Genomic DNA, 26,111 nt, shown 5'->3' with positions numbered 1-26,111 from the left:
CCCATCGCACCTCAGTATGAACGGCTTGTGACACTCACGTTAATTTCAAAATTGAATTTGCTTGCGCCTCGGCGATCCCCCGCCTAGGGTCAAACTAACTCGAAAATCGGAGGGCGTGATAATGGCGCCCAAGCGTCCCAAAGGTGCGGGCGCGTTCCCGAAAGCGGTCGAAAGCCCCGCGCCGGCAAGACCCGATCCAGATGCGTTGTATGCGGCGCTGGATCTGGGGACAAATAGCTGCCGCATGTTGATAGCCCAGCCCAAGGGCAGCGGGTTCCATGTGGTAGACAGTTTTTCCAAGTCCGTGCAACTGGGTGCCGGGCTTGAACGGACCGGACGTTTGTCGCGGTCATCGATGGTGCGCACCATTCAGGCGCTACGAATCTGCCAGCAAAAGCTTAAGCGGAACAAGGTCAAACGGATGCGTTTGATCGCAACCGAAGCCTGCCGTCGAGCCAAGAACTCGCGCGAATTCATCCGACAGGTGAAGCGGGAAACCGGACTGACGCTTGAAATCATCCAGCCCGAGGAAGAAGCGCGTTTGGCGGTGATTTCCTGTGCTCCGCTGGTCTCGACCAAGACCGAGCAATTGTTGGTCGTGGATATCGGTGGCGGCTCGACCGAGTTGGTTTGGATCGACATCTCGTCTATTGCGCGACGTGACCGTCCAGCAGCAATCATGCGCTTGCACAATGGGTTTCACACAGCCGACAGCCCATTTCCGGCGGCGAAGGTCGTGGACTGGATCAGCGTTCCCCTGGGTGTCGCCACCTTGCGCGATCAATTCCACGACGTCGAAGATGATGCGGCCCGCTTCGCCCTGATGAGCTGGTTTTTTGAAGAAAACCTGGCCGATTTTGCACCCTACAAAGACGAACAAACCCGCGAGGGGTTTCAGATCGTCGGCACCAGCGGCACGGTCACGACGGTTGCGGCCTCGCATCTGGGGTTAAAGCGGTACGACCGGACAAAAGTGGACGGCCTGCGGATGACCAGCGATCAGATTGACAAAGTCATACGCGGGTATTTAGAACTCGGCCCTCATGGGCGGCGCCGGGACCCTCGGATTGGGGATGACCGGCAGGCCCTGATCATGTCCGGCTCGGCCATTTTGCAGGCATTGCTACGCTGCTGGCCCACCGACCGCCTTTCCGTGGCGGATCGTGGGCTGCGCGAAGGCCTGCTTTATGCGCAGATGAGCGCGGACGGGGTATTGGAAGACGGACCGTTCTGATGGCGAAGACACCGACTGGAAAAAACAACTCGGGCCGCGGGCAGCGCGACCTGAAGGTCAAAGTCAAGACGGCGCGCGGGCGCAAGCTCAGCTCGACCCGTTGGCTCGAACGGCAGTTGAACGATCCTTATGTCAAGCGTGCCCAATCCGAGGGCTATCGTGGGCGTGCTGCGTATAAGATTCTGGAGCTGGACGACAAATTCCGTTTTCTCGTACCCGGTGCGCGCGTGGTTGATCTGGGCTGTGCACCCGGTGGCTGGTGTCAGGTGGCCGTCAAACGCGTGAACGCGCTGGGCGAGAAGTCGGGCAAGCGGATCGGTACTGTGCTGGGCATTGACCTGCAAGAAGTTGAACCGGTCGCCGGGGCTGATATCCATGTGTTGGACTTCATGGAGGATGACGCCGACCAGAAGGTCAAGGATTGGTTGGGCGATAAGGCGGATGTGGTTATGTCGGACATGGCTGCCGCATCATCGGGGCACAAACAGACAGATCACATGCGAATCATGGCGCTGTGCGAAACCGCCGCCTATTTCGCTTTTGACGTGCTGGAAGAAGGCGGCACGTTCGTCGCCAAGGTTCTGGCCGGAGGTGCGGAAGGTGATCTTCAAAAACTCCTTAAGCAGAAGTTCCAGAAGGTCGCTCATGTCAAACCGCCTGCATCGCGCTCAGACAGTTCGGAAAAATTTGTTGTAGCAACAGGATTTCGAGGGCGAAGTTAATCTTCGAGCGTAATGCGATCCTGGGTCAGGCATTGCTCGCGTAAAGACGCTGCAGCCATACCCTGCAACATCAGCGTATCGCCATGAGACACGTAAAGTGCCGCCCGCCCACGTAGCTCTTCAATCCGCTGGGCAAGCGAAACCGAACTTAAACCCTGCATCCTCTGTTGCTTGGTATCTTTGGACATAATTCACCTCTGAACACACATTTGTAATGTCTGTAGCGTGAAATTCTGCCGTGAAGATGGAGCAATTCGGGCGGCGATGTGCCGGGTCAGGGGCCAAGCTGTTGCGATAACTGCAGCAGGTTCGGGTCATTTGGTAACAGATTCAAAGCCTCACTCAGCACCATACGCGCAGCATCAGGACCGCGATTTATTTGCGCCAGTTGCACCAACATGGGCCACGCTTCGCCCCTTTGCGGGTCTAAAGTTACGACTTCTCGAAAGGCCTGCTCTGCAGCAGGCGCATTGCGTAGCGTCAAAGCCATGCCCCCCAAAACAAGATGGGTTTCCGGGAAATCCAATCTGTTCGCAATCGCCTGCTGCCACTCTGACATGCCCTGTCCGGCCAGCGTTTGTTGCTGGGGTGAAAGAGCTTGCGGTGGTATCGTCAGGAATTCTTTCGCGGCAGCGATGCGCACATTGCGCAGCGGGTCGGACAACAATGGTTCCAATCGCTGCACCTGTTCGGAAGGGCTGGCCTGACGCTGCAAGGCCGCTGCATTGGCGCGGATCAGGGGATCATCATCTTGCAACAATGAGGCGGTCGCTTGAGCCAAGTCCGGAGAAGCGAAGGGTTGCAGCAAATAGACGGCCGTTGCCCGCACAATCCCCGCATGTGACGTGTCCATCGCAACGGCAAGCAAACCTTCGGGCGTGTCCAGCCTGCCCTCAAACGCGGCTTTGAAGACCGTACCAAAATGCGGGTCTCGGTGTGAGGCGTCCGGGAACCACCCTTCGATCTGATTTGCTGCCCAGTCCTGATCCTGATCTTCATGACAATCGGTGCAAGCATCGACACCTAACCCCAGATCGGGCCTTGGGATGCGGAAGCTATGATCGCGACGCCCATCGACGCCCATATAGACGCGCTCGATCATGTGGCAGCTTTTGCACTGCGCGCCGTCACTGCCCTCTGAATGTTGGTGATGCGCGGATGTGTCGTATTCCTTGGCTGTAAGCGTCGGAAAGTCCGGGTTCCCTGCCGGGGAATGACACTGAGTGCAAACACCGTTCCCTTCCGCCTTCAACCCGGCGCTGTGCGGCTCATGACAGTTCATGCACCCGACGCCCTGCGCATACATCTTGGATTGCAGGAACGAGCCATAGACATACACCTCATCCAATATCTGCCCGTCCGGGTGGTAGGATCCAGGGCGCAACAGAGCCAGGTTGTAAGCGTCGTGATACGGGGTGCCGGGCACCGGGTTTCCGTCGCCATGCGCCTCACGTCGGGAATGGCACCCGGCACATTGCTGAATTTCTGCCTCGGTCTGGCCTTTGCCCCAGTTCATCAGAAAACCTGCCGGTCCAAGATTTTCAGAAGTGCCCTGCCCGTTTACCCAATCGATATGCGCGGAGCCCGGACCGTGACAGGCTTCGCACCCGACGCCGATCTCAACCTGTTGCGACGAATAGGTTCTGGATTGAGGCAAATAGCTCTTTTCAAACCCTGTGGCATGGCATTCGGCGCAGCGGCTGTTCCAATTCTTGTAAGGACCCGTCCAATGCAACCCGTCATCCGGTGGCAAGTCCTGATCGGGATAGAGATGATACCATTGCTTGCGCTCGGTATCCCAGACCACGTCAAAGCTTTGCAGACGCCCCGGGTCGGTTTCGAAAAGGTATTGCTGCAATGGTTCAATCCCGACGACGGAATGCACATCGTAGTCTGTTGTCACACCGTCCAGTTCGGTGACACGTGCCGTGTATTTACCTGCGTCTTCGCCGAACTCAACTTTCATCCCCTCAAGCGAAAACTGGGTGCCGTCAAAATCTGCGACCAGCGCGCCGTCATCTACATCCGTCCAGGCCAGCGCGTGGTGTGAGGTGGCCCAGGCCTCGGCTTCTTCCTGATGGCAGTCAGTGCATTGTTCCGAACCGACATAATTTTGAGCCTGCGCCCCGCCTGCCAGCATCAGGCAGAAAGAAAGAGCTACATTTCTCATGACTTGCTCCCGTCTGCTGCGTTTTTCAGGTCGATCAACGCGCCATTGTATTCCGCCCCGAGGATCAGCATCGCCGAACACAGATATAGAAAGATCAGCGCCGCCATAGCACCAGCCAGTCCTGCATACGTGGCGCTATAGGTGGCAAATTGGCTGATATAGATCGAAAACGCCCATCCTCCTGCCGCCCACAAAGTCAAGGTGAGTATCACCCCTGGCAGAATTTGCGGCAGGCTGTGCCGACGCGTCGGCAGAATCAGATGCGCCAGCAGGACCGTACCCACCGGAACAGCCACGGTAAATGTCCAGCGCAGGCGATCCACCGACAGCCATTGTGTTACGGCCACGTCCGTATGCTCTGCCACAAGATTGGTGTAGACCGGCAAGATCACCTCTACCGTGGCGATGATTAGGATGGCGGCACCCCCTAGGATAACCAGCACCAGACACAGCAGCCGCGTTTTCCAAAACGGCCAGCTATCCTGGTCGTGATACGCTTGGTTCATGGCAGCACGCACTGCCGCCACTCCGTTTGAGGCAAAATAGATCGCGAGCAGACCACCCAAAGTGATGACCCCCGTGCCCGATCCAGCCAGAACCGCGCGCAATTCAGCCACAATGGGATCGGCGACATCTTTGGGCCAAGCGCCAAAAAGCAACTCGATCAACTCATCGGTCATATAGCCCTGCGATAGTGCGCCGGCCAACGCGACAGTGAACAGCACAAAAGGAAACAACGCCATCATCAGGGACATGGCGACATGGCTGCTCATGACGGCTCCGTTCTTTCTGCCGAACCGGCGCAGAGCCAGCAACAGGGCCTGAACAAGTCGGCCAAACAGGGGATTCGCAATTTCGGTCATCCTGCAACCCTAACCCGCCGAAATAAAACACAGAACCCGTCATCGGTACCAAAGTGACAAAAGCGGCCGACGGGGCGGCGAACACATTGCATCCAACCAGCCGCACGTGCAGGATTGGGCAACTCAGGGCCGTAGCGGCCCAAGCCTCGTCGAACACACAGGAGGGCAAATGACCCCGGATCAGAGTGACACCGATGTTCGACCCAGGCTGCGATTGTCCGTTGTTCGCGACACGTGCATCATCGCAACACTGATTGTGCTGGGCCTTTATGCCGGGGCGGCCTTTTTGATCCCGCTGGCCATGGCGCTTTTGATCAATGTCCTGATCATCGCGCTGAGCGACCGTGTCGTGGCCCTGACCCGTGCACCGGTCTGGCTGGCCAATATCGCCGGTGTCACAGTGGTTCTGGTGGGTTTGTTTATGATCATGTACGTGCTGGGCAGTCAGGCCACGCAGTTTGCGCGGTCGATCAGCACCTATGAAAACCAGTTCGACGGAGCGGTTGAACGCGTTACCGGCCTGGTTGGCAATGACGTGACTAGGTTCATTCGGGACAATCTGGTCAATATCGACATGAACTTTGTCGGTCGCCTGCTTCTGGGCAGCGCCACGTCGCTGCTGAACCAGTTCTTTCTGATCAGCCTCTATGTCGCCTTCCTGATGGCCGAGCGCTTGGCCTTTCGCAATAAGATACAACTGGCCGCCGGAGACCCCAAAACCGGAGCCGAGTTTTCAACGATGTTGGACGCAATCTCGGTCAGCCTTCAGCGCTATGTCGGTGTCAAAACACTGATCAGCCTGATTACCGCAGCCATCAGCTATACTGTATTTCGCACTCTGGGGCTGGAGTATGCGGAAACCTGGGCCGTTCTTACCTTTGCGCTGAACTTCATCCCGTCCATCGGATCAATCATCGCCGTGTTCTTTCCAGCCATGATTTCGCTGGTTCAGTTCGACTCGATTGCCCCGTTTCTGATCATCATCTTCGGCTGCGGAACATTGCAGTTTCTGATCGGCAACTTCCTTGATCCGGCAATGCTGGGCCGGTCGCTGAACATGTCGACCTTTCTGGTTATTCTGGCCTTGACGTTCTGGACCACTGTCTGGGGCCTGATCGGAGCTTTCCTGAGTGTCCCTCTGACCGTGTGTATTCTCATCGTATTCAGTCACATTCCCGCGTTGCGCCCGGTTGCGATACTGATGTCGCTGGATGGCAAGTTGGGCGAAGACAACCGTCAGGCCCCTGCCCGCTGAACCATGCAGAAGCCCCTGTTCATCGGATCGGAAATCTACCGCAACTCCACCTACGGCTCGAAACACCCGCTGGCCATTCCAAGGGTTTCAACCGCAATTGACCTCTGCCGCGCGCTGGGCTGGGTGACGCCCCAGAACTACCGGGTCAGCCCCTGCGCGAAACCCAGCGCGTTAGAGACGTTTCATACTCCGGACTACATCGCCGCGCTGCAAAAGGCGGAACAGGAGCAGTACGTTACGGACAAAACTCGGGAGCAATACGGTCTGGGGACGTTGTCTAACCCGGTGTTTGCTGAAATGTACCGACGCCCGGCCACCGCGGCTGGCGGTTCGATGCTGGCGGCGGAACTGATCCGCGACGGCGGTATCGCTTTCAACCCGGCTGGCGGCACGCATCATGGTCTGGCAGGTCGGGCCAACGGGTTCTGCTATCTCAACGATCCGGTGCTCGCGATCCAAACGCTGTTGAATGCGGGGCTGGATCGCGTGGTCTATATCGACATCGATGCCCATCACTGTGACGGAGTCGAAGCCGCCTTTCACGGCTCAACGAAACTGCGCATGATTTCCCTGCACGAAGCGCGGCGATGGCCCTTTACCGGAACTCTCGACGATGACGCAGGCGGGGCCGCATTCAATCTGCCAGTTGATCGGAATTTGAACGACGACGAATTCCGCATGATCCTGGAACAGTTGATCCTTCCCGCCACCGAAGTGTTCAAGCCCGAAGCCATCGTCCTGCAATGCGGCGCGGATGCGGTGGCCGAGGACCCTCTGTCACGGTTGTCCCTGTCGAACAACGCGCATTGGCACGCCGTTGCCAGTTTGCGAGACATGGCACCCCGCTTTCTGGTTTTGGGCGGCGGCGGTTACAACCCCTGGTCTGTTGCGCGCTTGTGGTCCGGCGTCTGGGCAACACTGAACGGATATGACGTTCCAGAAGTTTTGAGCGCAGAGGCACAGACCATTCTTGAATCTCTGACGTGGTCGCGTTCTGCCGGAAAAAACCCTCCGCGCCATTGGATCGAAACACTCAAAGACAGCCCGAATTGGGGTGAAATCAGACCTGAGTTGAAAAGCGATCTGACCTATTTGTCGAAGCGAATTTCGTAAAGGACCCCGGAAATCAGGTCTGACAACTGGCGATCAACGCGCGCCGGTCCAGCAGTCGTACACGGCCATAGCCTAGCTCGATCAGGCCCAGATCCACCAGCCGGTGCAGGTTTCTGTGCAAAGTCGGTTGCGACACAGCAATCATGGCTGCCAGTTCGTCTTGCGACACGACAATCCAATCCTCGTGCTTCGCGGTCCCCTCATCCAGATGCAGCAAGCGCAGAACCAACCGTTTCTCGGTGCCTGTGACTGCAAGGTTGGCCATGATCCGTAAGGCGGTTTGCATGTTGTCATGGGTCAGCGCATAGAAATCGCGGATATATTCGGGGTTTTTCTGCACCATCCGCATGATGCGCGCGTTTGGAAAGAACACCGCCTGCGTCGCCTGCGTGGTGATCACACTGACCAGTCTTAATGCACCTGCAAACAGAGCCAAGTCGCCAATCCAGAACCCCGCGCCTTCGCGATGCAGCACAAATTCATGGCCGTCATCTGCCGGGGCGGTGATCTGAACACCACCGCTGAGGATCGCATAGACACCGTTTGCCGGATCGCCAAAATGATAAAGGGTTTCAAATGCTTCGACGGATTTTGCTATCCCGCACGCCGCCAAATCGGTCTGAAAAACAGCCGAACGCTCGCGGAACCACCCTGTGTCTTGCAACTGCTTCAGAATCTCCATTCATCCTCACATAAGTATTTCGCAATATAATCATATGATGAGTTTATAGCATCAGAACTGACTTAGACTAAGCATGTTTGATTCCTGTCGTATTCAGATTATTTCAGTTGGGAATCAATAATTTACAGCCGCGTTCTTCAAGTATTTTGAAGGTTGGCTTTTTTTTCGCACTCCGAGCCTCGTGGCTCGCTCAGATCAGGAGCACATCATGTCACCACCCCGTTCCTTAACCGATACGTGGCGCATCAGGTTGCGCCGGTTTGCCGTGGCATCCGTTGCGCTGGCGCTGGCTCTGCCCGCGTGGGCGCAGGATCAGAAACCCAACATCCTGGTGATCTGGGGTGATGATATCGGTCAATCCAACATCTCTGCCTATACCATGGGTCTGATGGGATATCAGACACCCAATATCGACAGGGTTGCAAAGGAAGGCATGATCTTCACCGACTACTACGGCGAACAATCCTGTACGGCTGGCAGGTCCTCGTTCATTATGGGCCAGTCTGTGTTCCGTACCGGACTGTCCAAAGTTGGCTTGCCGGGCGCGAAAGAGGGCATGCAGGTCGCAGATCCAACGATTGCCGGCCTACTAAAAGCTCAAGGCTATGCAACTGGTCAGTTTGGTAAGAACCACTTGGGCGATCGGGACGAGATGTTGCCGACCAATCATGGGTTTGATGAGTTTTTCGGAAATCTCTACCACCTGAACGCCGAGGAAGAGCCTGAAAACGAAGACTACCCCCAAAACCCCGAATTCCGCGAACGGTTCGGTCCGCGCGGGGTCATAAAATCCAGTGCTGACGGAATGATCGAAGACACCGGCCCATTGACCAAAAAGCGCATGGAAACGGTGGATGACGAAACGGTTGCGGCCGCGCTCGAGTTCATTACGCGCAAGACGGAAGAAGGTGTTCCGTGGTTCGTTTGGTGGTCCGGCACCAGAATGCACTTCCGCACTCATGTCAAAGACGAGATGCGCGCAAAAGCCGACGAAATCGCCGGCAAGCATATGGATGAGTACCAAGCAGGGATGATCGAGCATGACATGCATATCGGCCAGTTCCTTGCCCTGCTGGATGAACTGGGGATCGCGGACAACACGATCGTACATTATTCCACCGACAACGGCCCGCACATGAACACTTGGCCGGATGCGGCAATGACACCGTTCCGTGGTGAAAAGAACACCAACTACGAAGGCGGTTGGCGTGTGCCGTCAATGGTACGCTGGCCCGGCAAAATCGACGCCGGCACAGTCAGCAACGAGATCATGCATCACATGGACTGGTTGCCGACCTATTTGGCGGTTGCGGGAAATCCAGACATCAAGGAACAGCTGCTTGAAGGAATCACCGTGGCCGAAGTTGGCGGCGGACGAGACTACAAAGTGCATTTGGATGGATACAACTTCCTGCCGTACTTGACCGGTGAAACAGATGAAGGCCCACGTCACGAGATTTTCTACTTCTCTGACGATGGTGACCTGACTGCGTTGCGTTATGATGACTGGAAAGCAGTGTTTCTAGAGCACCGCTATCCGCAGACTTTGCGCGCTTGGGCTGAGCCCTGGACCGAACTGCGTATTCCGTTGCTCTTCAACCTTCGCCGCGATCCGTACGAGCGGGCCAATATCACTTCCAACACGTATTGGGATTGGTACATAGACCGTGTTTATCTGCTGCTGCCTGCGGCAGAATATGTGGGCCAGTTCCTGGAAACCTTCGAAGAGTTCCCGCCGCGTCAGAAGCCGGGCAGCTTCACGATTGGCGACGCCAAGGACAAGATCTTCAGTCAGGTCGGCTCCAAGTAAATTCGCGACACCTGAACCCGCAGCACCTGAACGGCGCTGCGGGTTTCTTGTTTTAACCACCGTATTTTTTGCCAAAACATGCGTCAAAGGAAACAAGCCATGACAAGAGCGCCCCTAGCTTTGGCTGTTGCAGCCGTACTGAGTGGATTTGCAAGCGTCACGGCATTCGCAGATCCGCTGCCCTCATGGGCGAACTCGGAAACGCGGGACCGTATCGTTGAATTTGTCGAGGCGGTGACGGACCCTGAAAACGCAAGCTATGTAACCCCGGCAGCCCGGATCGCAGTATTCGACAATGACGGAACACTCTGGGCTGAACAGCCGGTGTATTTCCAGTTCGTTTTTGCCATGGATAGGCTGTCTGAGTTGGCGGAACAGGATCCTTCGATCCTGTCCACACCTGCTTTGAAAGCCGCTGCCGAAGGTGATCTTGCGACCGTTCTTCAAGGCGGTCACGATGCGTTGATCGAAGTCGTCAACGCATCCCATTCCGGAACCAGCGTCGAGGAATTTCAGACGCAAGTCGCCGAATGGCTGGCATCGACCCGACACCCGGACACCGGTTTGCCTTATGACCAGATGACCTATCAACCCATGGTCGAACTGTTGCGCTATCTACGGGATGAAGAGTTCAAAACCTACATTGTCTCAGGCGGCGGCATTCATTTCATGCGAGTCTTCGCTGAACAGGCTTATGGCATTCCGCCAGAGCAGATTCTGGGCACCTACGGAAATTCGACTTTCGAAAATGTCGATGGTGTCCCGACTGTGATCAAAGCCCCGGGCATTGCTTTTATCGATGACAAGGACGGCAAACCGATCAACATCGAACGCACCATCGGCAAGCGCCCCATTCTGGCCGGAGGCAACTCGGACGGGGATTTCGCGATGCTTGACTGGACCACCTCGGGTGATGGGCCACGTCTGGGCATCCTGATCCACCACACAGACGACAAGCGTGAATGGGCCTATGACCGCGAAAGCCCGATTGGAAAACTGGTTGACGGTCTGGATCAGGGGCCAAACAAAGGCTGGGTCATAGTCGATATGGCGAATGACTGGTCACGGGTCTACACTGGAGGAAACTGAACGGCCAGAAAGGCTTAAGACCTCATGTGGACAGTGCTTGTTTCCGTCTTTGTTTTTGCGCTTTACGTCACTGCTTTTGTGTTTTCAGTCCGCGCGGCACAAACCGCGCGCACACCACAAGGTGCAGTTGGATGGGTTGTCTTTCTGATCTCTGCCCCGTTTGTTGCGGTTCCATTGTATCTGTTTCTGGGACATCACAGGTTTCGCGGCTATCGCATTGCGCGCCAGCAAAGCGAGCGGGTTGTCGAGGGGATCAAAACCTTTGCCGACTACTCGCGACCTGATCCGGACACCATGTCGCTTAATCCGCGTCCATTTGAGTATTTGGCCCATCTACCGGTCTCCAGCGGTAACGGCGCTCAGCTTCTGGTCGACGGTCAGGCCACATTCGATGCGATTTTTCAGGCTATCGACAGCGCCCAGAATTATATTCTCATTCAGTTCTACATCGTCCGCGACGACACTCTGGGCCAAGAGCTTCAGTCCAAACTTATGGAGGCAGCCAAACGGGGTGTTCACGTCCGTTTCATGACCGACGCCGTGGGCAGTTATGGTTTGGCCAGTGCGTATCTGGACTCGATGCGGGATGCGGGAATTGACGTGGCGGACCCGCGACAGCAGCGCGGGCCGAACTTCCGGTTTCAACTGAACTACCGCAACCACCGCAAGACCGTGATCATCGACGGGGAAACCGGTTTCATCGGTGGTCACAACATCGGAGTCGAGTATCTGGGGCAAGACCCGCATTTCGGCCATTGGCGGGACACGCATATCAAGATGACCGGACACATTGTCCGGCAATTGCAGCTTATCTTCACGGAAGATTGGCACTGGGCCCGCGACGAGGATCTGATCGACGATCTCGACTGGGCCGGGAGCGAGTCAGAGCAGAACATGAACGCGTTGCTGGTCGCAACCGGACCCGGAGATGACACCGAAACCGGCGCGATGTTGTTCTTTTCAGCCATCGCCGAGGCGAAAGAGCGGCTTTGGATCGCCTCCCCCTATTTTGTGCCAGACATCGACATCATGACAGCCCTGCAGCACGCGGCGATGCGGGGCGTGGATGTGCGTATTCTTGTCCCGGATGTCATCGACCACCGCCTGCCCTGGCTGGCCGCTTTTGCCTATTTCGACGAAATCCGCGATTGCGGCGTGCGGGTGTATCGGTACACCGACGGGTTCATGCATCAAAAGGTGTTTGTCGTGGACGACACTTTGGCGGCCGTTGGCACCACCAATCTGGACAACCGATCCTTCCGCCTGAATTTCGAAGCCATGGCCTTGTTCTTCGATGCGCGCGCCACTTTGGCCGTCGATCAAATGCTAAGAAAGGATTTCGAAGCCAGCTATGAGCTGACCCGCAGGTTGGCACAACAACCGGCGCATATCCGGTTTGGTGCCCCACTGGCGCGGTTGTTTGCTCCGATTCTCTAGGTAAAGAACTTCTCTTGAAAGACGCGGGTCATCATGGCCACCAGATATGCGGTCGACAGACCAAAGGCCAACAGACCGGCAACCGAGGCAAATGAACCGAAGATGCGCAAGCCTTCACCCAAAACAATGTCGCCGTAGCCCAGTGTTGTGAATGTCACCAGCGAGAAATAGATGGCCGTGTTCCAATCCGGCAAAACCTCAAGCAGCACCCACACGATGGCCCATATCCAGACTTGAATCGTATGTGTCGCAATGATGAACGCCAAAGACACGGCAATGGGTGCGGCGGTTGCGAAAAACACCCCTTTATTGGACCATTTTTTATCCCATTTTATGATCGTGACGGTACACCAGGTTAGTAGAAGGATCTCGATCACAAAGCAGATACCCAAAAAGGTACTGCCCCAAATGATCTGATGCAGCAACGTCATGTTTTTCGTCCTGATTTACGGCAGTGGATCATCGGCGCAGAATGACGGCTTGGACAGGAAGGCACAAGCCCGGCCCGATGCGATTTAACCTGCGGCGAATGGAACCGGGCGTTGGTCCACACTGGACAGTCTGGAAGTCTGACGCACATCCTGTGAAGAAAAAGGGCAGACCATGTTGTTGACCATCGACCGTGTTCAGAAAACCTACCCCGGCGGACGGCCTGTTCTGCGGGATGTATCGCTGGTTCTGGATCACGGGCAAACACTGGCGCTGACCGGGGAAAGCGGCAGCGGGAAGAGCACCCTGCTGAACCTCGCTGCAGCCCTGGACAGTTTTGATGGTGGAGAGATAACGCTCGACGGCACGGCCTTGTCTCCTTTGAACGATGCAGGACGGGCCGAGTTGAGGCGCAAGCAGGTGTCGCTGGTGTTTCAACAATTCAACCTGATCCCATCCCTGACCGTCGCGCAGAACCTGTCGTTTCACGCCCGTCTTGCCGGTGTCGAAGATCCTGCGTGGAACACCCATTTGGCTGAACGTTTGGGCCTGTCGGAGTTACGCGATCGCTACCCCGAGAATCTGTCGGGCGGTCAACAACAAAGGGTTGCCATCGGGCGGGCCATGGCCGCACGCCCCAAGCTATTATTGGCGGACGAGCCGACAGGCAATCTGGATGAAACCGCCAGCGCAACTGTGCTGGACCTGATGTTGACGCTTGTGGCCGATACCGGGGCGGCGTTATTGCTGGTGACGCATTCACAGCAGATCGCAACGCGTTTGGACCGCCAGGTCAGACTGACCGGCGGGCGCATTCAATGACACGGGCCGTCATTCAGGCGCTTCTGTCGCATTGGCGGGCGCATCGATTACAACTGGCGACCCTGCTGATCGGCATCGCTTTGGCCACCGGATTATGGTCGGCTGTGCAAGCCATCAACGCCGAGGCGCGCGCCAGCTATGCACGTGCCAATGCTCAACTGGCAATTGGGCAATTTGACGAGCTGCGTGACCCGTCGGGCCCGATTCCGATCTCTCGCTATATCGACCTGCGCCGCGCGGGCTGGCAGGTCGCTGCGGTTCTGGAAGGTCCTTACCGGGTCAGCGGGCGGACCTTGCGCCTGATGGGCGTGGACATGGTTGCCTACCCGGCATTGCCCGCCGTGACCGAAGCGGAACAAAGCACAGCGCCGCCTGAGCCTGCCGACATGCTGACCGCTCCGGGTCGTTTACTTGCATCTCCGGAATTGGAGCCACTGCTGCAGGATCAGATCAACCTGCCCCCTATTTTGACCACCTCGGCCCTACCCACCGACGTTATCCTGACTGACATCGGCGTGGCCGAGCGGCTTCTGAATCAACCGGGCGTCATCTCGAGGCTTGTTGTGCTGCCAAACCAACCGCGCGACCTGCTGCCGTTATCTCAAATCGCGCCGGAACTTGAGCGTGTGAGCCCGTCCTCACAAGTCGACACCGCGCGGTTGACCGACAGCTTTCACCTGAACCTGTCGGCCTTTGGTCTGCTGTCCTTTGCCGTTGGCCTGTTCATTGTAAACGGCACCGTTGGTCTGGCCTTTGCCCAACGGCGCGGCATGATCCGCACTCTGCGTGCGTTGGGTGTGTCGATGCAGAGGCTGGTTTGGCTGGTCCTGACCGAACTGACCGTATTGGCGCTAGTCGGTGGCGGTCTTGGATTGCTGCTGGGTTTCTTTCTGGCCGGGGCGTTGCTGCCTGACGTCGCCGCCACGTTACGTGGCCTCTATGGTGCGCCCGTAACCGGACAGCTGACGTTGCAACCGCAGTGGGTTTTGGCTGGGCTCGCCATGGCGGTATTCGGAACCTTACTGGCCAGCGGTCATGCGCTGTGGCGTTTGTCCAACATGCCTTTGCTGGAAGGGCCCGGCGTGCAGGCGTGGCAAAGCAATTCCCGCGCACGCCGCATCGGTGGAGCAACTGGTCTGGTCCTGATCGTCGGTGGGTCGCTGGCCTATGTCAGTATCGGAGGGCTGGTTGCAGGTTTTATTTTGCTGGCCGGGCTGCTGACAGGTGCCGCGCTGTTGTTACCTGCCCTTTTGGCTATAGCTCTGTCTGCCTTGGCACGCACGGCGCGTGGTCCGGTTGCCCAATGGGTCTGGGCCGACATGCGGGCGCAATTGCCTGGATTGTCTCTGGCCCTGATGGCGCTTTTGCTGGCACTGGCGGCAAATATTGGCGTGGGCACAATGGTGTCCAGCTTCCGGTTAACCTTTGTCGGCTGGCTGGATCAACGATTGACCTCCGAGCTGTACGTGACCGCGCGTGATGAGGACCAGGCGCACGCGATCACCGCCTGGTTACGCCCACAAGTCGATGCCATCCTGCCGATCCGCAATGTGGAACTGTCCCATGAAACCGGCCCGCTGTTCCTGTACGGCGTGGTGGATGATCCCGTGTATCGGCAACACTGGCCATTGATTGCCTCAACCTCCACCGTTTGGGATGATGTGATGGCCGGAGACGCGGTGCTTATCAACGAACAACTGGCGCGACGCGCATCTCTTTGGCCCGGCGATGAACTGAAACTGTCATCTGAACACATTCTGCCCATCGCTGGCGTCTATTCCGATTACGGCAACCCAACCGGGCAAGCGATCGTTTCAATGGCACAGTTGGACCATATCACACCGGGGGCCGAAACGCGGCGGTTTGGCGTCAGAATGCCGCCTGAAGACGCGACCGCCATGGCACAAACCGTGCGGGACCAGTTTGACTTGTCGCCAGGTACTGTCGTGCAGCAAGCCGCGATGAAGGCGCAATCGCTTGCGATCTTTGAAAAAACCTTCGTCGTGACCTCGGCACTCAACGTTCTGACCCTTGGCGTGGCAGGCTTTGCTATCCTGACCAGCCTGTTGACCTTATGGACCCAACGCCTGCCACAGATCGCCCCCGTTTGGGCATTGGGTCTGAACCGCACGCAATTGGCCCGGCTGGAGCTATTGCGCAGCGTGTTACTGGCCGCGCTGACCGCGTGCCTGGCCCTGCCGCTGGGCTTGGTTCTGGCTTGGGTTCTTCTGGCGGTGATCAATGTGCAAGCCTTCGGTTGGCGTCTGCCGATGTTCACCTTCCCATGGGATTGGCTGTGGTTGTTCCTGCTGACACTGTTGGCCGCTCTGATCGCCGCGACGGTGCCCGCGTTTCGTATGCTGCGCCTGCCGCCTGCTGAATTGCTGAAAGTGTTCGCAAATGAACGTTAAGACCCTATTGCTCTGCCTATTCATCTATTTCCCGCTGCCACTGTGGGCGCAGGGATATGCAGGTCTGGGCGGATCAGCCGAAGGCTTTAACGTGCCCCAATCAGGGTATGCGTTTGATTTCCCCAAAGATCACGGTCCCCACCCTGCCTATAGGATCGAATGGTGGTATCTGACAGCCAACCTCAAGGGTGAGGATGGGCGCGACTATGGAATTCAATGGACCCTGTTCCGATCTGCACTGAAACCTTTTGAAACGGAAGGCTGGCAAAGCCCGCAAATCTGGATGGGCCACGCGGCCACAACAACGCCTGACGCGCACTTCTTTGCCGAGCGTCTTTCGCGCGGTGGGATCGGTCAGGCGGGTGTGACTGCTCAACCCTTTGAGGCATGGATCGACGAATGGCGCATGGCCGGGCCGGATTTCGGCACACTGACCCTTTCGGCTAACGGAGAAGATTTTGGATATGATCTGTCGCTGACCGCTCTGGGGCCATTGGTGTTTCACGGCGATGCAGGCTATTCGGTCAAATCCGCTGATGGGCAGGCCAGCTACTATTACTCTCAACCGTTCTATGCGGTTGAAGGCACTTTGCGCCTGCCGGACGGAGATATGCGCGTAACCGGTCAAGGCTGGCTGGACCGCGAATGGTCATCGCAACCTCTGGCTGCGGATCAAAGCGGGTGGGATTGGTTTTCGCTGAGTTTCGAGGGCGGAGACAAGATGATGGCCTTTCGGTTGCGTGGGGCGCGGGGCGATTTCACCTCAGCCACATGGATCAACGCCGACGGCAGCACCGAGACGATCCCCGACGGTTCCATCCAAATGACGCCACTGCGCACCGATCAGGTCGCCGGGCGCGCAGTGCCGACGCATTGGCGCATCGCATTGCCGGACCGAGATGTGGATGTCGAAGTTTTGGCCCTGACACCCGAGGCATGGATGGGCACCCGCTTTGAGTATTGGGAAGGCCCTGTCACCGTGACAGGCAGCCATGATGGTATCGGTTATCTGGAAATGACAGGTTACTGATCTTTGTGTCGCCACGCTGTCACACTTGGTCCTTATGAACGCCCGGCCAAGGAAACGTTACAGGGTCATACCGGGCGGTTGGGTATCCACGGACCGTTTTACAACCTGCCTTTGGATTGCCGCGACCCTGATGTGCGCGCAATTGTGCAAAAACGCTTGCCTCAGGGGTTGGACGCTGCAGCCGCCCTTGGGGCGACCGGCGCTCCTCCGGTAGATTATTATGTGCGGACGGCGGGCACGCGGTTGGCCCATGTGCATCTGCAGTACGCCGACGGATATGCCGACCGCCACTGGGCGCCCGGCAAGGGGACAGTCAATTGGCCGGCCGTCTTTGAAGCACTGACAGAAAGCGCCCCGGACGCGCGTTTGGTATTGGAGCTACGCAACAGCAGCGATGTGCCGCCCGGATTTCAACACCTCTGCGCGTTGGGGCTGGCCGAATAATCAGCGGACCACGTAGACCGAAACAGTAGAATGCCGCACCACGCGCGCGGCATTCGGGCCAAGCAGATAATCCTTGAGATCCGGCTTATGCGCGCCGATCACGATCAGATCGGATCCGGCCCCTTCTGCGGTTTTCAGAATCTCCTGATAGGCTGTTCCCGTCGCAACAACATGGCGGATGCTTTCATTACGCTCTGCCCCCAAAGCCGAAACGCACAGCGCCGTTAGTTTGGCCTGAGCCTCCTCCAGCGCTTTTTCGTGGAAATCGGATTCAAAGAAACCGGACACCCAGCTTTCACCGAAATCCGGCAGCACGGTCACCACATCCAACTGCGCCCCTTCCAAATCCGCCAGAGCGGCCGCCTTTTGCAGGACGGGCGCATCAATTTCGCCATTGCTGATATCAATGGCGCACAGTACCGAACCAGTCATGCGAGCACCTCTTCTCTGGCGGCCCGGCCGCGTTGCAGGAAGGCGATGAAACCCAGAAGGATCATCGCAGGAATATAAATCAGCTGCTTCGGTGGCTGGCTGGACGGCAGGCTGACCGAGGTCAGACGCACGGCCTCATCCCCATAATAGTCGAAGTTGCCAAGATCATCGGCTACTGGTGTGCCGAATAAGGGCTCTTCCAACTTAACCAGTCCGTCTTCGGGGATCAGCAGCAGGCCCATTGCCTCGACCCGTGCGGCGCCGCCTTCTTCTTCGCCCACGGTGACGACAACAGTTGTATCCACCATTTCAAGCGTGTCGAAATCGGGTCCGGACACTACCAGCCGAACTTCTGAACCCGGAAGTGCCTGACCGATTGTCTCTTCGAATGCAGCAGGCTCAACCAACTGGAACGGGGGCGAAATGCGATCCATGAAAAAGTCCGGCCTGAACAGGGCAAAGGCCACAAATATCAGGGCAATGCTTTCATAGATACGGCTGTGGGTCAGGAAGTACCCCATGGTGCCAGCTGTGAAGACCAGAATGGCTATGGTCGCAAATATGGCGACTATGATACCTTCGACCCAAGTCACATCGATCAACAGCAAGTCTGTGTTGAAGATGAAAACGAAGGGCAACGCTACAGTGCGCAAGCTGTAGAAAAACGCCGTGAAGCCGGTCTTGATCGCGTCACCACCAGAAACAGCGGCCGCAGCGAAGCTGGCCAGACCGACTGGAGGTGTGACGTCCGCCATGATCCCGAAGTAGAACACGAACAGATGTACGGCGATCAGCGGCACGATCAGGCCGCTCTGTGCACCCAGTTCGACAACCACACCGGCCATCAACGAGCTGACAACGATATAGTTCGCCGTGGTCGGCAGACCCATGCCCAGGATCAGGCTGAGGATACCAACCATGATCAGCATCAGGATCAGGTTGCCGCCCGAAAGGAACTCGACCAGATCGGCCATCACCTGCCCTACACCGGTCAGGGTTACTGTGCCGACGATTACGCCCGCCGTGGCCGTAGCCAGAGCGATCCCGATCATGTTGCGCGCGCCGTCGATCAGGCCCTGCCACAGGTCGGCAATGCCGTCGATAAAGCGGTTATAGACATCGTTTTCACCCCGGAAGACCGCCTTAAGCGGTTTCTGGGTCAGCAAGATCACGAAAAGCAATGCGGTGGCCCAGAAGGCCGAAAGGCCGGGCGATTTCTGTTCGATCATCAGGAAGTAGACCAGCACGATGATCGGCAGAAGGTAATGCAAACCGGCCTTGTAGATGTCGGCGATGACCGGCAGCGTGACCTCTTTGGCGTTTGGATCGTCGGGCTCAAGATCCGGCACTTTAGAAGCCAGATAGAGCAGCACGACATAGATCGCGCAGACAATCAGGCTAAGGATCAATCCTGCGGCAGAAGGTGCCCAGCGTGTCACCGCCTCCACTGGGAATTGTGAACTGTAGCACAGGCCGGCAAACACAAGGAAGAACGACAACATTCCGACAACGGTTCTCGCCAGATGCACTTCCCGGTCGCCCAAGGTCGGCATGTTCCGCTTCACCGCTTCAAGATGCACGATGTAGACCAGCGCGATGTAAGAAATCGCGGCGGGCAAAAATGCGTGAGTGATGACCTCAACATATGAGATGCCAACATATTCCACCATCAAGAAGGCCGCAGCGCCCATCACGGGCGGCATGATCTGCCCGTTGACCGAGCTTGCAACCTCAACCGAACCCGCCTGTTCGCTGGAAAAGCCCACGCGTTTCATCAGCGGTATGGTGAAGGTCCCGGTGGTTACAACATTTGCAATCGACGAGCCCGAGATCAGCCCGGTCGCAGCAGAGCCCACCACAGCCGCCTTGGCGGGACCGCCACGCAGGTGGCCAAGCGCCCCGAAGGCCATTTTGATGAAATAGTTCCCTGCCCCGGCCTTATCCAACAAGGCCCCGAACAGAACGAAGAGGAACACGAATTTCGTGGAAACACCCAACGCGATACCAAAGACGCCTTCGGACGTGATCCACATATGGCTCATTGCCTTTTTCAGGCTCGCACCCTTCCAGCGGATAACTTCGGGAACGTATTCAGATGAGCCAAAGAAAACATAAGCCAGAAAAATCGTTGCGATGATTGCCATGGCCGGGCCAAGCGCACGGCGCGCGGCCTCGAACAGCAACAGCAGACCGCCCAAAGCGATCCACTTATCCGTGTTATCGGCCAGACCGCCCGCATTGACGATCTTGTCATAGAAGAAATAACCGTACAGCGCGACAAACGCGCCCAATAGTCCCATGATCCAATCCTGGATCGGGATATAGCCGCGCGGGCTGGATTTCAGCGCCGGATAAGCCGCAAACGCCAGGAACATCGCAAAGGCCAGATGGAACTGCCGCGCGTTGTTCACAACGCTTCCGGGCAGAACATAGTTCGAGATTGGTGAGGCCAGAACAACCTGAAAAATCGACCAGATCGCGGCCACTATGGCCAGAAAAATCCCTACGTTCCCGACCGGGTTACGCCCTCCGGCGTCGGAAGATGCGACCAGATCCTGAAGTTCTTCTTCGGATAGCGGGCGATTGGATTGTGTGTCGGAACTCATGCAATGTCTCCCCGTCACGGCCTTTTCTGGCCTTTTGGAACCCCGTTTCACACGGGTTGTGTGCAAGGCGCCCGTGGGCGCCCTGCGTCAGGTCTGGTTTATTGAATCCAGCCTTTTTCTTTGTAGTACTTCTCGGCGCCCGGATGCAGCGGTGCCGACAGGCCATCCGCGATCATCTCTTCCGGCTTCAGGTTGGCAAATGCAGGGTGCAGCTTCTTGAAGTCATCGAAGTTCTCAAACACCGAGCTGACAACCGCGTAAACCGCGTCATCCGACACGTCCGCCGAGGTCACAAAAGTTGCGCCCACACCGAAAGTCGCGGTGTCGCCATCGGACCCACGGTACATGCCACCTGGGATGGTTGCGGTGCGGTAGAACGAGTTGTCGCCCACCAGCTTGTCCACAGCGTCGCCGCTGACATTTACCAAAACTGAATCACACGCGGTGGTGGCTTCCTGGATCGAACCCGAGGGGTGGCCCACGGTGTAGACCATCGCGTCAATCTGGTTGTCACACAGAGCCGCCGATTGCTCAGCCGCTTTCAGCTCGGTCGCCAGTTCGAAATCACCGGTGGTCCAGCCCATTTCACCCAGCAGAACCTCCATGGTGCCGCGCTGACCGGAACCGGGGTTACCGATGTTGACGCGCTTGCCTTTCAGGTCCTCAAAGTTGGTGATGCCGGAATCGGCACGCGCCACAACGGTGAAGGGCTCGGGGTGTACCGAGAAAACCGCACGCAGATTTTCAAACGGGCCAGCCTCTTCGAATTTCGAGCTGCCATTATACGCATGGTACTGCCAGTCGGACTGCGCCACACCAAATTCCAGCTCGCCTTCGCGAATGGTGTTGATGTTGTAGACCGAACCACCGGTCGATTCGACCGAACAGCGCACGCCATGTTCTTTACGGCCTTTGTTCACCAGACGGCAGATCGCGCCCCCTGTCGGATAGTACACGCCGGTCACGCCACCAGTGCCGATAGTGATGAATTCTTCGGCATATGCGGCAGGCGCCATCATGGCAGCCGTCACAAACGCGCCAAGGCTCAGTTTGCTACTGTTTTTCATGTGTTAACTCCCAATTATTTTCTGGCAGTTGGAACCAAATGGGTCTCTCTGCTCAGGGAAGCGTGCCGATACTGAAAATCGGCCCGTCCTGCAACAGGTCTAACCATTTGAATTTTCCAGTGTCTCCCAACCCTTAAGAGGTTTCATTCAGAGACACTGATTGTCAAGGTCAGCGCCAAGATTGATCCCGCCAAACCGCATATATGACCTGAATTCCCGAAGTTTCCCCTTCAGAACGCCAGAGGCCATCCCATTTTTCGAGCGACATTTAAAGTTCAAACATACGCCTCATTCCTGGCGCAAATGGCAGGCACCTGCTCGCCAGGTTTGGGCGGAATGATTGCCCATTTCGCCGGACCCAGCGAACAGAAAACTCCCAACCTTGGAACTCAAAATGGTAAAAAAATACCTCTTCGTGCTGGCTGTTGCAACGACGGCGGCCACCCCGGTTTTGGCTAAGAACGTTTTACAACAAGATGATTTTACAGTTGAATGTGTGTCGGATGTCGATGGCAGCAACGTTACTGTGAAGCGGTCGGACGGTTCGGACAAAGGCTATCTTGCCACAGGTGATCTGGAGGGCGAGGCCACAATTTATCCTGTCGGAGAATCAATGACGGTTCTGCTGATGCAAGACGAACAGGTCGTCACGTTTGTGGTGAACTACGACAGCTTGAAATACGATATGATGGTCAAAGGCGCGGTCCAGAAGTTTGATCGAGGCACCTGCCCCGCATCCTGAGAACCGCACAAGGATAACATCTGCACCGAGTTGAGAAAGACATGATGCTGCACAAGTGTGTTCATCCTTCACGCGCTGTTTTGACGTCTAAAGGAATTTAATCGGTAGATTTCAGGCCCGCGGTTAGAACAAAAAAAGCGGCGCAACTGCGCCGCTTTTTAATTTTGTTTCAAAGCTCAAACTGACGCTTTGAAAATCTTGTCGATGTTTCCGCCCAGGGCTGCATTGAACTCGGCATCCGATTGCTGTTTCGACAGACCTTCGGTCAGCGCGCGCGAAAAAGATGCGATCATCTTGCCGTTCCGGGCCAGCAGATCACACGCTTGTTCCGTTGAATATCCACCTGACAAAGCGACCACACGCGCCACACGGGGGTGATTGGCCAAGTCGTCATAAAGGTTTGCCGCGCTTGGGATCGTCAGTTTCAGCATGATATCCTGCCCCTCGCCCAGCTGGTCGAGGTTTTTCAGGATTTCAGCCTTCAGGATCTCTTCCGCTTCAGCTTTGGTTTCCGAGTTGATATTCACCTCGGGCTCGACAATCGGAACCATCCCTGCGGCAACAACTTCGCGCGCGACGTCGAATTGCTGCGCCACAACGGCGGCAATGCCCTCTGCGTTGGCTTCGTGGATCACCGAACGCTCTTTGGTGCCGAACACACCCTCTGCCTTTGCAAGCGTTTCTGCCAGACCCGGAATCGGTTTCATCATCTGAACGCCATTGGCTGTCTCTTCCAGACCTTTATCGATTTTAAGGAAGGGAACGATACCTTTGACCGACCAAAGGTAATCCGCGACTTTGCGGCCTTCGACTTGTTCGCTCAGCGTGCGTTCGAACAGTATTGCGCCGATGACTTTGTCCTTGGTGAAGTCGTCCGCCAGAATAATCCGCGCACGCATGTTCTGGATTTCGCCAAACATCTCTTCTTCCGAGGCGTAATCCGACGCGTCCACCCCATACAGCGCCAGCGCCTTGGGGGTCGATCCGCCGCTTTGATCCAGTGCAGCAATAAAGCCTGCTCCGTTGGACATCTGCGCGCGCTGTTCTGCTTTGGACATAATGCTTTCCCGTTCAAGAATGATTCCGATTTCATCCCTCGCATACAGCACGGTGATGGACGATGGTAGTTTGTTAGCGCTCAACCAACCTTAACCATATCCCATCTTTGGATCGAACGGTCAGATGCGCCACTGGAACCGGCGTTTTGTTTGGGATTGTTTCGAATTTGAAATGGCGCAACAGCATCGACAGGATCAAAGGCCCCTCAACCATCGCAAACCCGGCCCCGGTACAGACCCTTGGTCCGGCAGAGAACGGAATGTAGGCATTGCGCTGGCACGCCTTGCCGTTCGCGGTACTCCAACGCGAGGGATCGAACCCATCCGGATTGTCCCATAACCGTTCCTGTCGATGCAGGTGCCACGGGCTGATGACGATTTGTGCTCCTTTGGAAATGTCCCTGTCCCGGAACCGTTCAGGACACTGGGATTCGCGCACCATCATCGGCACAGGTGGATAAAGCCGCAAAGCTTCGCGAAACACATCCCGGCTGATCTTTAGTCTGGACATGGTCGAAAAGGACGGATCGCGCAGTGCCTGAGCCTCATGCGCGACTTTATCCTGCCAGTCGGGGTGAAGCGCCAAAAGGTAAAGTGCCCAGGCCAGAGCAGACGCGCTGGTCTCATGTCCAGCCAGAAAGAATATCGCCACTTGGTCGATCATCTCGTTGGTCTCAAAACACGTCCCGGTTTCCGGATCTGGTGTTGTCATGATCTTGGTCGCCAGATCGTCAGGTGCCCGCCCTTCGGCTATGTCCGCCGCACGTTTCACTGTAAGTTGTTCGATCAACTTCTTGATATCGCTTGCACTATTCCATGCGTTATCAGAATGAAACCGGGGGGCCCAACGCGGAAGAGGTACAAAGGCAGCAAGGTTCAAAAGCGGTTGCTGCCGCTGATAGGCGCGAAACTTCTGGAACACTTCCGCCGCGATTTCATGTTCGATAGGCACCGAGAACAGCGTCCTGAAAATGACATCCGCAGCGACATGGCTGGTGACTTCTTCTACTTCGATCTCATCCCCAACTCTGGCACGCAGCCGACTTGCGCAGGCCTGCGAGGCAGTAAGCATAGCTGGAAACGTGTCCTTCAACCGCCCGCCTTCGAATGCCGGATCAATGATGCGACGTTGCCGTTTCCAAGCCTCGCCATTGGTCAAAAACACCGATTCCCCCAGAAGAGGTCGCAAACCTTCACTGATCCTGTTGGATTTCGGGAAGTCGTCGGGTCTTTTTTTTAAAACAAGATCAACAAGTTCCGGCTGATTTATCATGTAGGATCTAAAGAATGGCGTTCGAAACTCGGCCATCCAGGCGCGATAGAGCCGTTGCGGTTGTGCTGAAAGCAGATCCTTTCGAAACAGCCTAAGATACTGCCAAAGCGATACCTTGTCAGGACGCGGGGTTGGCTTTGGCGGGATCATGTGTGGACCGTGGTGTATTTTGACACGGGACGATCAATACATGTCGGCGAAGGCGCGCGTCCGGCAAATCGCGAGGCCAGTGTTTGCGGGCCCGCCGTGATGCGAAAATAATCGTATGCACCCGGACGGTCAAAAGCACAGAGATACTGAAAATGCAGTTTGAAGAAACGCCAACGCTCCGCCTTCCAGCGCTCAGGCGACAGAGTTTGAGTGAACGCTGCTGACAGGACCAATGGCCACTTCTTGTCAGGGCTGCCCACTCCGCTGACCGCAACCGGGTCGCACAGCGCAAAAGCACAGCCGTCGCCGGGGGCGGTAACGTCGACCCATGCCACATTGGGTTGCGTGGACAAAAACTGCAAATCCGCGCGCAAACGGTATGCGCTTGGTAGGAAAGACACCATCGGAACCACCTGCCCCAAAGTCAGAAACGACAATACCGGGCCACCGTCGTGCCCTCCTTGGTTGCGGATCAGATCAGCCAACACCGACACACCCAGATGTGCGCCCGAGCTGTGGCCGATCACCAGAACCTCATCCACGTCTTCGGTCAAAGCCTGTTTGATCAGGTCTTGGAACGTGTTCAGTCTTGCCTGCAACTGCGGCGGTGTTTCCCCATTCAATTGCGCAGAGTATGCGTAGTCATACATGAGGTAATACGCGAACAAGCGGTTGTCGATTGTGCGAAACCAATGAAGCACGAAATAGGCCAGGACACCTGCCGGAACCAAAGCCCACAGCCCCACCATCGGGTTCAACAGTTTCGTCATCGCCCAGGCAACCAGAACCGCGACCAGCAATTGCAACAATAGCATCCCAACCGGATACAGCGCGGCAATTACCGGCCCTTTACGCAGCCCCGTCAACCGGCGCAGTGTTCCTGTCGAGATGTAAATCCAAGCGGTTCGAACCAGTTGCAGATAGGTCGACAAGATCGACCCTGTCATGCTGTCGCGCACGATATCCGACCAGACCAGTACGTCGATCTCCGTGTGTACCCGGTCATCATCTTGAACCGACGTGACGTGCCAGCCAAAGACCTCGGACCGAGGCTTGGCTGACACAGAAATCTCGTAGCCGGAAATCGCGGCCTGGACCTGTGCTTCGGACCGATACAACTCGCGGTATCGTCTGGGAGGAAACGGATCATAGCCGGGTATATAGAACACCCTGCGTTTGCGCACCCGAGGCTTATTTATCTGACTGCTCATGCCCTTACCTTCTTCCGTGCAGGTTAACGCAGGCTTGAGGTCAAGGTAAGGGGGTCAGCGG

Annotated in this window: 23 protein-coding genes; 12 read left to right on the top strand and 11 right to left on the bottom strand. The window is 56.6% G+C overall.

Translation table 11 applies throughout. From position 1 onward, the window contains the following. Nucleotides 1-121: 121 nt before the first annotated feature. Together AC2FJZ_RS15635 and AC2FJZ_RS15630 are read left to right on the top strand one after the other, a co-directional pair. The gene (locus tag AC2FJZ_RS15635; protein ID WP_496778781.1) at nucleotides 122-1,234 is read left to right on the top strand and encodes a Ppx/GppA phosphatase family protein; all 1,113 of its coding nucleotides are present in this window, start codon (nucleotides 122-124) and stop codon (nucleotides 1,232-1,234) included. Beyond that, nucleotides 1,234-1,956 (top strand): RlmE family RNA methyltransferase, encoded by a 723-nt coding sequence (locus AC2FJZ_RS15630; protein WP_050603426.1) that lies wholly within the window; start codon nucleotides 1,234-1,236, stop codon nucleotides 1,954-1,956. Before AC2FJZ_RS15635 ends, AC2FJZ_RS15630 begins: the two co-directional genes overlap by 1 nt. Here the strand turns inward: AC2FJZ_RS15630 and AC2FJZ_RS15625 are convergent. The 3 genes from AC2FJZ_RS15625 to AC2FJZ_RS15615 all read right to left on the bottom strand — a co-directional run bounded on the left by AC2FJZ_RS15625 (nucleotide 1,953) and on the right by AC2FJZ_RS15615 (nucleotide 4,989). After that, nucleotides 1,953-2,144 carry a hypothetical protein gene (locus tag AC2FJZ_RS15625; protein WP_496778779.1) on the bottom strand — a complete coding sequence of 64 codons (192 nt, stop codon included), beginning with the start codon at nucleotides 2,142-2,144 and terminating at the stop codon, nucleotides 1,953-1,955. The two genes, AC2FJZ_RS15630 and AC2FJZ_RS15625, sit on opposite strands and share 4 nt — an antisense overlap. Before the next feature lie 86 nt (nucleotides 2,145-2,230). Next, nucleotides 2,231-4,126 (bottom strand): cytochrome c3 family protein, encoded by a 1,896-nt coding sequence (locus AC2FJZ_RS15620; RefSeq protein ID WP_496778777.1) that lies wholly within the window; start codon nucleotides 4,124-4,126, stop codon nucleotides 2,231-2,233. Then, nucleotides 4,123-4,989, bottom strand: a complete 867-nt coding sequence (locus tag AC2FJZ_RS15615) for a YihY/virulence factor BrkB family protein (RefSeq protein ID WP_496778775.1) — start codon at nucleotides 4,987-4,989, stop codon at nucleotides 4,123-4,125. Before AC2FJZ_RS15615 ends, AC2FJZ_RS15620 begins: the two co-directional genes overlap by 4 nt. A 169-nt stretch (nucleotides 4,990-5,158) precedes the next feature. Here AC2FJZ_RS15615 and AC2FJZ_RS15610 point away from each other — a divergent pair, with 169 nt between their 5' ends. Together AC2FJZ_RS15610 and AC2FJZ_RS15605 are read left to right on the top strand one after the other, a co-directional pair. Then, nucleotides 5,159-6,244 (top strand): AI-2E family transporter, encoded by a 1,086-nt coding sequence (locus AC2FJZ_RS15610; protein WP_496778773.1) that lies wholly within the window; start codon nucleotides 5,159-5,161, stop codon nucleotides 6,242-6,244. A gap of 3 nt (nucleotides 6,245-6,247) precedes the next feature. Continuing rightward, a complete protein-coding gene (locus AC2FJZ_RS15605) occupies nucleotides 6,248-7,357 on the top strand; it encodes an acetoin utilization protein AcuC (RefSeq protein ID WP_496778771.1) in 1,110 nt (369 codons plus the stop codon). 13 nt (nucleotides 7,358-7,370) lie between these two features. On the opposite strand, the gene AC2FJZ_RS15600 is transcribed toward AC2FJZ_RS15605, so the two are convergent. Continuing rightward, nucleotides 7,371-8,039: a Crp/Fnr family transcriptional regulator gene (locus AC2FJZ_RS15600; protein WP_496671281.1), complete on the bottom strand. Its 669-nt coding sequence runs from the start codon at nucleotides 8,037-8,039 to the stop codon at nucleotides 7,371-7,373. 208 nt (nucleotides 8,040-8,247) lie between these two features. Between AC2FJZ_RS15600 and AC2FJZ_RS15595 the strand changes: the two genes are divergently transcribed. From AC2FJZ_RS15595 to cls, 3 genes are all read left to right on the top strand, one after another. Beyond that, nucleotides 8,248-9,849 (top strand): arylsulfatase, encoded by a 1,602-nt coding sequence (locus AC2FJZ_RS15595; RefSeq protein WP_496778769.1) that lies wholly within the window; start codon nucleotides 8,248-8,250, stop codon nucleotides 9,847-9,849. Nucleotides 9,850-9,948: 99 nt separating this feature from the next. Beyond that, on the top strand, nucleotides 9,949-10,938 hold the full coding sequence (locus AC2FJZ_RS15590) for an HAD family hydrolase (protein WP_496778768.1): 990 nt from the start codon (nucleotides 9,949-9,951) through the stop codon (nucleotides 10,936-10,938). Between the two features lie 24 nt (nucleotides 10,939-10,962). Beyond that, a complete protein-coding gene (gene cls, locus AC2FJZ_RS15585; protein WP_496778766.1) occupies nucleotides 10,963-12,375 on the top strand; it encodes a cardiolipin synthase in 1,413 nt (470 codons plus the stop codon). On the opposite strand, the gene AC2FJZ_RS15580 is transcribed toward cls, so the two are convergent. Beyond that, nucleotides 12,372-12,806 carry an ion channel gene (locus AC2FJZ_RS15580; protein ID WP_050603436.1) on the bottom strand — a complete coding sequence of 145 codons (435 nt, stop codon included), beginning with the start codon at nucleotides 12,804-12,806 and terminating at the stop codon, nucleotides 12,372-12,374. The genes cls and AC2FJZ_RS15580 overlap by 4 nt on opposite strands. A gap of 172 nt (nucleotides 12,807-12,978) precedes the next feature. On the opposite strand from AC2FJZ_RS15580, the gene AC2FJZ_RS15575 reads away from it, so the two are divergent. The 4 genes from AC2FJZ_RS15575 to AC2FJZ_RS15560 are packed head-to-tail and all read left to right on the top strand — an operon-like array spanning nucleotide 12,979 to nucleotide 17,511. After that, entirely contained in the window at nucleotides 12,979-13,626 is a 648-nt protein-coding gene (locus AC2FJZ_RS15575; protein WP_496778764.1) for an ABC transporter ATP-binding protein, read from the top strand. Beyond that, nucleotides 13,623-16,037, top strand: coding sequence for an FtsX-like permease family protein (locus AC2FJZ_RS15570; RefSeq protein WP_496778762.1), 2,415 nt, complete (start codon nucleotides 13,623-13,625; stop codon nucleotides 16,035-16,037). Before AC2FJZ_RS15575 ends, AC2FJZ_RS15570 begins: the two co-directional genes overlap by 4 nt. After that, complete coding sequence (locus tag AC2FJZ_RS15565) at nucleotides 16,027-17,067, top strand: lipocalin-like domain-containing protein (RefSeq protein ID WP_496778760.1); 1,041 nt, start codon at nucleotides 16,027-16,029, stop codon at nucleotides 17,065-17,067. Before AC2FJZ_RS15570 ends, AC2FJZ_RS15565 begins: the two co-directional genes overlap by 11 nt. Before the next feature lie 3 nt (nucleotides 17,068-17,070). Further along, nucleotides 17,071-17,511, top strand: a complete 441-nt coding sequence (locus AC2FJZ_RS15560) for a sugar phosphate isomerase/epimerase family protein (protein WP_496778758.1) — start codon at nucleotides 17,071-17,073, stop codon at nucleotides 17,509-17,511. Here the strand turns inward: AC2FJZ_RS15560 and AC2FJZ_RS15555 are convergent, their stop codons facing one another. The 3 genes from AC2FJZ_RS15555 to AC2FJZ_RS15545 all read right to left on the bottom strand — a co-directional run bounded on the left by AC2FJZ_RS15555 (nucleotide 17,512) and on the right by AC2FJZ_RS15545 (nucleotide 21,616). Continuing rightward, complete coding sequence (locus AC2FJZ_RS15555) at nucleotides 17,512-17,943, bottom strand: universal stress protein (RefSeq protein ID WP_050603442.1); 432 nt, start codon at nucleotides 17,941-17,943, stop codon at nucleotides 17,512-17,514. Continuing rightward, nucleotides 17,940-20,549 (bottom strand): TRAP transporter permease, encoded by a 2,610-nt coding sequence (locus tag AC2FJZ_RS15550; RefSeq protein ID WP_496778756.1) that lies wholly within the window; start codon nucleotides 20,547-20,549, stop codon nucleotides 17,940-17,942. Before AC2FJZ_RS15550 ends, AC2FJZ_RS15555 begins: the two co-directional genes overlap by 4 nt. A 98-nt stretch (nucleotides 20,550-20,647) precedes the next feature. After that, on the bottom strand, nucleotides 20,648-21,616 hold the full coding sequence (locus AC2FJZ_RS15545; RefSeq protein ID WP_050603444.1) for a TAXI family TRAP transporter solute-binding subunit: 969 nt from the start codon (nucleotides 21,614-21,616) through the stop codon (nucleotides 20,648-20,650). Nucleotides 21,617-22,010: 394 nt separating this feature from the next. Here AC2FJZ_RS15545 and AC2FJZ_RS15540 point away from each other — a divergent pair, with 394 nt between their 5' ends. After that, the gene (locus AC2FJZ_RS15540; protein ID WP_496778754.1) at nucleotides 22,011-22,358 is read left to right on the top strand and encodes a hypothetical protein; all 348 of its coding nucleotides are present in this window, start codon (nucleotides 22,011-22,013) and stop codon (nucleotides 22,356-22,358) included. A gap of 176 nt (nucleotides 22,359-22,534) precedes the next feature. Here the strand turns inward: AC2FJZ_RS15540 and AC2FJZ_RS15535 are convergent, their stop codons facing one another. The 3 genes from AC2FJZ_RS15535 to AC2FJZ_RS15525 form a co-directional block, all read right to left on the bottom strand. After that, nucleotides 22,535-23,416 (bottom strand): fructose bisphosphate aldolase, encoded by an 882-nt coding sequence (locus tag AC2FJZ_RS15535; RefSeq protein ID WP_496778752.1) that lies wholly within the window; start codon nucleotides 23,414-23,416, stop codon nucleotides 22,535-22,537. Nucleotides 23,417-23,489: 73 nt separating this feature from the next. Further along, nucleotides 23,490-24,839, bottom strand: coding sequence for a cytochrome P450 (locus AC2FJZ_RS15530; protein WP_496778750.1), 1,350 nt, complete (start codon nucleotides 24,837-24,839; stop codon nucleotides 23,490-23,492). Continuing rightward, nucleotides 24,836-26,050, bottom strand: a complete 1,215-nt coding sequence (locus tag AC2FJZ_RS15525; protein WP_496778748.1) for a hypothetical protein — start codon at nucleotides 26,048-26,050, stop codon at nucleotides 24,836-24,838. The genes AC2FJZ_RS15530 and AC2FJZ_RS15525 overlap by 4 nt, the downstream gene beginning before the upstream one ends. Nucleotides 26,051-26,111: the final 61 nt, after the last annotated feature.

The sequence above is a fragment of the Ruegeria sp. CDSA079 genome (assembly GCF_059612245.1).
Note: the sequence above shows the minus strand (reverse complement) of the source record. Positions and strands in the feature narration are given on the sequence as shown.